Source organism: Nonlabens tegetincola, from assembly GCF_002954355.1.
Taxonomy (GTDB): domain Bacteria; phylum Bacteroidota; class Bacteroidia; order Flavobacteriales; family Flavobacteriaceae; genus Nonlabens; species Nonlabens tegetincola.
This window is the reverse complement of record NZ_MQVV01000005.1, coordinates 1-7,114: the sequence shown is the minus strand read 5'-3', so window position 1 is coordinate 7,114 and position 7,114 is coordinate 1. Positions and strand designations below refer to the sequence as shown.

Below are 7,114 nucleotides of genomic sequence, written 5' to 3'. Positions count from 1 at the left end.
GGGACAGTAACCTACACCGATGAAGCTGGTAATGACACCATCATTGATGTTACTAATTTAGAACGCTTACAGAGATTGCTGAAAACACAGACGGTACTTTTACCTATACCGATGAAGATGTTGAGATACTATTATCGATATCTCTAACTAGAAACGCTTACCCTACTTGCTCAAGCTGCTGGTAATACAGATGCTGAAGTAACCGCTGGTGATGCTAATACCATTGCTACGTATACCGATGAGGATGTTCGGCATTTACTATCAAGAAACTGTTACTGCATTAGTAGAAAACACTAACGGGAACAGTACCTACACCGATGAGCTGGTAATGACACCATCATTGATGTTACTAACTTAAACGCTTACAGAGATTGCTGAAAACACAGACGGTACTTTTACCTATACCGATGAAGATGGTGTAGATACTATTATCGATATCTCTAACCTAGAACGCTTACCCTACTTGCTCAAGCTGCTGGTAATACAGATGCTGAAGTAACGCTGGTGATGCTAATACCATTGCTACGTATACCGATGAGGATGGTTCGCATTTACATCAATGAAACCGTTACTGCATTAGTAGAAACACTAACGGACAGTAACCTACACCGATGAAGCTGTAATGACACCATCATTGATGTTACTAACTTAGAAACGCTTACAGAGATTGCTGAAAACACAGACGGTACTTTTACCTATACCGATGAAGATGGTGTAGATACTATTATCGATATCTCTACCTGAAACGCTTACTCTACTTGCTCAAGCTGCTGGTAATACAGATGCTGAAGTAACCTCTGGTGATGCTAATACCATTGCTACGTATACCGATGAGGATGGTTCGGCATTTACTATCAATGAAACTGTTACTGCATTAGTAGAAAACACTAACGGGACAGTAACCTACACCGATGAAGCTGGTAATGACACCATCATTGATGTTACTAACTTAGAAACGCTTACAGAGATTGCTGAAAACACAGACGGTACTTTTACCTATACCGATGAAGATGGTGTAGATACTATTATCGATATCTCTAACCTAGAAACGCTTACCCTACTTGCTCAAGCTGCTGGTAATACAGATGCTGAAGTAACCGCTGGTGATGCTAATACCATTGCTACGTATACCGATGAGGATGTTCGGCATTTACTATCAATGAAACTGTTACTGCATTAGTGGAAAACACTAACGGAACAGTAACCTACACCGATGAAGCTGGTAATGACACCATCATGATGTTACTAACTTAGAAACGCTTACAGAGATTGCTGAAAACACAGACGGTACTTTTACCTATACGATGAAGATGGTGTAGATACTATTATCGATATCTCTAACCTAGAAACGCTTACCCTACTTGCTCAAGCTTGCTGGTAATACAGATGCTGAAGTAACCGCTGGTGATGCTAATACCATTGCTACGTATACCGATGAGGATGGTTCGGCATTTACTATCAATGAAACCGTTACTGCATTAGTAGAAAACACTAACGGGACAGTAACCTACACCGATGAAGCTGGTAATGACACCATCATTGATGTTACTAACTTAGAAACGCTTACAGAGATTGCTGAAAACACAGACGGTACTTTTACCTATACCGATGAAGATGGTGTAGATACTATTATCGATATCTCTAACCTAGAAACGCTTACCCTACTTGCTCAAGCTGCTGGTAATACAGATGCTGAAGTAACGCTGGTGATGCTAATACCATTGCTACGTATACCGATGAGGATGGTTCGGCATTTACTATCAATGAAACTGTTACTGCATTAGTAGAAAACACTAACGGGACAGTAACCTACACCGATGAAGCTGGTAATGACACCATCATTGATGTTACTAACTTAGAAACGCTTACAGAGATTGCTGAAAACACAGACGGTACTTTTACCTATACCGATGAGATGGTGTAGATACTATTATCGATATCTCTAACCTAGAAACGTTACCCTACTTGCTCAAGCTGCTGGTAATACAGATGCTGAAGTAACCGCTGGTGATGCTAATACCATTGCTACGTATACCGATGAGGATGGTTCGGCATTTACTATCAATGAAACTGTTACTGCATTAGTGGAAAACACTAACGGGACAGTAACCTACACCGATGAAGCTGGTAATGACACCATCATTGATGTTACTAACTTAGAAACGCTTACAGAGATTGCTGAAAACACAGACGGTACTTTTACCTATACCGATGAAGATGGTGTAGATACTATTATCGATATCTCTAACCTAGAAACGCTTACTCTACTTGCTCAAGCTGCTGGTAATACAGATGCTGAAGTAACCGCTGGTGATGCTAATACCATTGCTACGTATACCGATGAGGATGGTTCGGCATTTACTATCAATGAAACTGTTACTGCATTAGTAGAAAACACTAACGGGACAGTAACCTACACCGATGAAGCTGGTAATGACACCATCATTGATGTTACTAACTTAGAAACGCTTACAGGATTGCTGAAAACACAGACGGTACTTTTACCTATACCGATGAAGATGGTGTAGATACTATTATCGATATTCTAACCTAGAAACGCTTACCCTACTTGCTCAAGCTGCTGGTAATACAGATGCTGAAGTAACCGCTGGTGATGCTAATACCATTGCTACGTATACCGATGAGGATGGTTCGGCATTTACTATCAATGAAACTGTTACTGCATTAGTGGAAAACACTAACGGAACAGTAACCTACACCGATGAAGCTGGTAATGACACCATCATTGATGTTACTAACTTAGAAACGCTTACAGAGATTGCTGAAAACACAGACGGTACTTTTACCTATACCGATGAAGATGGTGTAGATACTATTATCGATATCTCTAACCTAGAAACGCTTACCCTACTTGCTCAAGCTGCTGGTAATACAGATGCTGAAGTAACCGCTGGTGATGCTAATACCATTGCTACGTATACCGATGAGGATGGTTCGGCATTTACTATCAATGAAACCGTTACTGCATTAGTAGAAAACACTAACGGGACAGTAACCTACACCGATGAAGCTGGTAATGACACCATCATTGATGTTACTAACTTAGAAACGCTTACAGAGATTGCTGAAAACACAGACGGTACTTTTACCTATACCGATGAAGATGGTGTAGATACTATTATCGATATCTCTAACCTAGAAACGCTTACCCTACTTGCTCAAGCTGCTGGTAATACAGATGCTGAAGTAACCGCTGGTGATGCTAATACCATTGCTACGTATACCGATGAGGATGGTTCGGCATTTACTATCAATGAAACTGTTACTGCATTAGTGGAAAACACTAACGGAACAGTAACCTACACCGATGAAGCTGGTAATGACACCATCATTGATGTTACTAACTTAGAAACGCTTACAGAGATTGCTGAAAACACAGACGGTACTTTTACCTATACCGATGAAGATGGTGTAGATACTATTATCGATATCTCTAACCTAGAAACGCTTACCCTACTTGCTCAAGCTGCTGGTAATACAGATGCTGAAGTAACCGCTGGTGATGCTAATACCATTGCTACGTATACCGATGAGGATGGTTCGGCATTTACTATCAATGAAACCGTTACTGCATTAGTAGAAACACTAACGGGACAGTAACCTACACCGATGAAGCTGGTAATGACACCATCATTGATGTTACTAACTTAGAAACGCTTACAGAGATTGCTGAAAACACAGACGGTACTTTTACCTATACCGATGAAGATGGTGTAGATACTATTATCGATATCTCTAACCTAGAAACGCTTACCCTACTTGCTCAAGCTGCTGGTAATACAGATGCTGAAGTAACCGCTGGTGATGCTAATACCATTGCTACGTATACCGATGAGGATGGTTCGGCATTTACTATCAATGAAACTGTTACTGCATTAGTGGAAAACACTAACGGAACAGTAACCTACACCGATGAAGCTGGTAATGACACCATCATTGATGTTACTAACTTAGAAACGCTTACAGAGATTGCTGAAAACACAGACGGTACTTTACCTATACCGATGAAGATGGTGTAGATACTATTATCGATATCTCTAACCTAGAAACGCTTACCCTACTTGCTCAAGCTGCTGGTAATACAGATGCTGAAGTAACCGCTGGTGATGCTAATACCATTGCTACGTATACCGATGAGGATGGTTCGGCATTTACTATCAATGAAACTGTTACTGCATTAGTGGAAAACACTAACGGAACAGTAACCTACACCGATGAAGCTGGTAATGACACCATCATTGATGTTACTAACTTAGAAACGCTTACAGAGATTGCTGAAAACACAGACGGTACTTTACCTATACCGATGAAGATGGTGTAGATACTATTATCGATATCTCTAACCTAGAAACGCTTACTCTACTTGCTCAAGCTGCTGGTAATACAGATGCTGAAGTAACCGCTGGTGATGCTAATACCATTGCTACGTATACCGATGAGGATGGTTCGGCATTTACTATCAATGAAACTGTTACTGCATTAGTAGAAAACACTAACGGAACAGTAACCTACACCGATGAAGCTGGTAATGACACCATCATTGATGTTACTAACTTAGAAACGCTTACAGAGATTGCTGAAAACACAGACGGTACTTTTACCTATACCGATGAAGATGGTGTAGATACTATTATCGATATCTCTAACCTAGAAACGCTTACCCTACTTGCTCAAGCTGCTGGTAATACAGATGCTGAAGTAACCGCTGGTGATGCTAATACCATTGCTACGTATACCGATGAGGATGGTTCGGCATTTACTATCAATGAAACTGTAACAACTTTTTCACAAAATGACACACCAACTTCTAGTGATCCAAATGCTACTGGAGAAATAACTTACACCAACGAGGCTGGTACAACAACCACTGCACAAGTCGTAAGTGCCGATGCCAATAATAGTATTCAAGTTGGATCAGATGGTGGAGCTTATTTTGTTGGTCCTACTATTGCTGCAGCTGGTAACGTGGCAGGAGATGGTTCTACCATCACAAGCTTTGGAACTTCGAGCATTACTAGACTTAATACTGGAGACTATCGTATCAATTTTACAACTCCTATAACAACGGGATATGTAATACAATTAACCATATTAGATTGTAATGGAAACTGTCCACCAGCTGGCGGTTCAAACTACGATGATCCTGGAATTTCGTACTATGGAAATGATGCTAACGGATTCAACGTGAATATAGGAGATAGCGATAATGGTGCTAGTCCTAAGGTTGACATTGATCTTGATTTCATGTTCACCATTATTAAACTACCTTAATTAATTTTAAATGAAAAGATTCTTTTTTATCATAGTGCTTTTAATGTTGTTATTCTCATTTATTCAGCCTGCAATAAACCCAGACTCCTTAATGAGGATATCAAACTTAACAACCGCAGAAATCAACTCAATAGTTGGCGTTCAAGAAGGTAGTATTGTATATGATACAGACCGTAATAGAATGCTAGAATATACAAATACTGGTTGGAGTGAAATGCTTGTTGATTCTAATGTCTATTTAGGTAGCTTCACTATTAACTCGTCTGGATCAATTACAATATCAGATGTTCCATTTCAACCTTCACAAGTAAGTTTTGTTGCTCATGCAAATATTGAATCGGATAATATAGCTGCAGATAACGGTGTGGGAATAATGCTCGTGGATTTCAAATTCTTATGGAACTTCAAACGGTTTTGCTAGAAATAACGGAGGAAGCATAGTTCAACAAAGTATTTACGTAGGCGGACACGGAAATTCAATCAATGACATTTCTAGATATTCAAGTAGCTCAAATTGTGTTGGCATAAGATACGTGATCAAAATGGGTCTAATTTGGGTATAATTGAAGCGTCTTTATCAATTTTACAACAAATGGTTTTACCGTAAATGCTACTTATACTAACGGTGATATAACGGTAAATAATACTAATCCAGTACTTAGTGTTCAACCAGCAGATGTTAACAATGAAGCCATAGTGTTTTTATTTACAGCCTACAAATAACTTGCTCATGAAATTATTCCTAAGTAGTTTAATCTTTACCGTGTGGTTCGCTTTCTCACAAGCTCAAATAGATCCCAACTCTATAATGGGTATACCTACTTTGACCACAACCGAGATTAATAGCATTTCTAATCCTAATGAGGGATCTATTGTTTACAATACCACAGATCAATCTTTGTACCTGAGAAATGCTACTACATGGAAAAAACTAACGGTAGATGAAAGCAAGACTGTAATATTAAATCGTAATGGAGGCTCCTTACCTACTGCAATAAACACCTTTTATGATTTCCATTGACTAATAGTCACGTTACTACGATAAATAACGATTATTATACAATATCTGGAACTTCTGAAATTACAATACTTCAACAAGGAAATTATCTTATCTCTGGAGAATATCACTACCAATATGCCGGCAGGTGATAATAATATATCCTAGCAGTTTTCATCAATGGATCAAGAAGAGGTTATTTATCTAGAGGATTTGCAAGTATTCCTAGTAGAGACTTCTGGGGCACCACAGGAACAATTATGTTTAGTCTAAATGCAAATGACGTCGTCAACATTCAATACGTACTTAATGTAAAGGAGCTACACTAAACGCCAATTTTCAAACATTGGTATTACAAAAATTTAGATTATGAAAAATATCTTTCTTTACTTTGTTATTAGTTTACGCTTTCGCGAAAGCGCAAACTGCCTTACATAATTATGGTAATTTAAAATACATCCAACAGGAAGATAGTTTTCATACAGATGTCATTAATGACGGAATATGCGAAATGACAATGATGGACTAGCGGATTTTACAATGATAATCGCATGCTTACTTTCTCGGGTACCAACCAAATGAATTTGAGAATGTAGAGTTAGAAGTAGATGATGACTTAAGTTTATTAACTTCCATAGGAATTACAGGAGAATTAGACTTTATAATCTGGATAGGTTTATTACACCTAGAATTAATCCCATTATCAGACTCAATTTTTAAATAACAACTTTTATTTTAATTCAAATGACAATAAGCATGTTGATGGATTTAATGAATTTTCTGGTTCAATAGATTTCACTTTTCCAATTGGAGATGAATTTGAAC

Annotated in this window: 10 protein-coding genes; all 10 read left to right on the top strand. The window is 38.5% G+C overall.

Features of this window, described 5'->3' with window-relative positions:
* The first annotated feature begins 211 nt into the window (after positions 1 to 211).
* Entirely contained in the window at positions 212 to 358 is a 147-nt protein-coding gene (locus BST93_RS14095) for a hypothetical protein (RefSeq protein WP_181072499.1), read from the top strand.
* Between the two features lie 1,003 nt (positions 359 to 1,361).
* A complete protein-coding gene (locus BST93_RS00240; protein ID WP_105017655.1) occupies positions 1,362 to 1,784 on the top strand; it encodes a hypothetical protein in 423 nt (140 codons plus the stop codon).
* 300 nt (positions 1,785 to 2,084) lie between these two features.
* Entirely contained in the window at positions 2,085 to 2,528 is a 444-nt protein-coding gene (locus BST93_RS00235) for a hypothetical protein (RefSeq protein WP_105017654.1), read from the top strand.
* Between the two features lie 160 nt (positions 2,529 to 2,688).
* Complete coding sequence (locus BST93_RS00230; protein ID WP_105017653.1) at positions 2,689 to 3,621, top strand: hypothetical protein; 933 nt, start codon at positions 2,689 to 2,691, stop codon at positions 3,619 to 3,621.
* 278 nt (positions 3,622 to 3,899) lie between these two features.
* Positions 3,900 to 4,040, top strand: a complete 141-nt coding sequence (locus BST93_RS14090; protein ID WP_181072497.1) for a hypothetical protein — start codon at positions 3,900 to 3,902, stop codon at positions 4,038 to 4,040.
* Between the two features lie 161 nt (positions 4,041 to 4,201).
* Positions 4,202 to 4,342 carry a hypothetical protein gene (locus BST93_RS14085; RefSeq protein WP_181072497.1) on the top strand — a complete coding sequence of 47 codons (141 nt, stop codon included), beginning with the start codon at positions 4,202 to 4,204 and terminating at the stop codon, positions 4,340 to 4,342.
* Positions 4,343 to 4,986: 644 nt separating this feature from the next.
* Complete coding sequence (locus BST93_RS00225; RefSeq protein ID WP_105017652.1) at positions 4,987 to 5,292, top strand: hypothetical protein; 306 nt, start codon at positions 4,987 to 4,989, stop codon at positions 5,290 to 5,292.
* 10 nt (positions 5,293 to 5,302) lie between these two features.
* Positions 5,303 to 5,713, top strand: coding sequence for a hypothetical protein (locus BST93_RS00220; RefSeq protein ID WP_146104952.1), 411 nt, complete (start codon positions 5,303 to 5,305; stop codon positions 5,711 to 5,713).
* Positions 5,714 to 6,022: 309 nt separating this feature from the next.
* Positions 6,023 to 6,313: a phage tail-like protein gene (locus BST93_RS00215; RefSeq protein WP_105017650.1), complete on the top strand. Its 291-nt coding sequence runs from the start codon at positions 6,023 to 6,025 to the stop codon at positions 6,311 to 6,313.
* 367 nt (positions 6,314 to 6,680) lie between these two features.
* The gene (locus BST93_RS14080; protein ID WP_181072495.1) at positions 6,681 to 6,818 is read left to right on the top strand and encodes a hypothetical protein; all 138 of its coding nucleotides are present in this window, start codon (positions 6,681 to 6,683) and stop codon (positions 6,816 to 6,818) included.
* Positions 6,819 to 7,114: the final 296 nt, after the last annotated feature.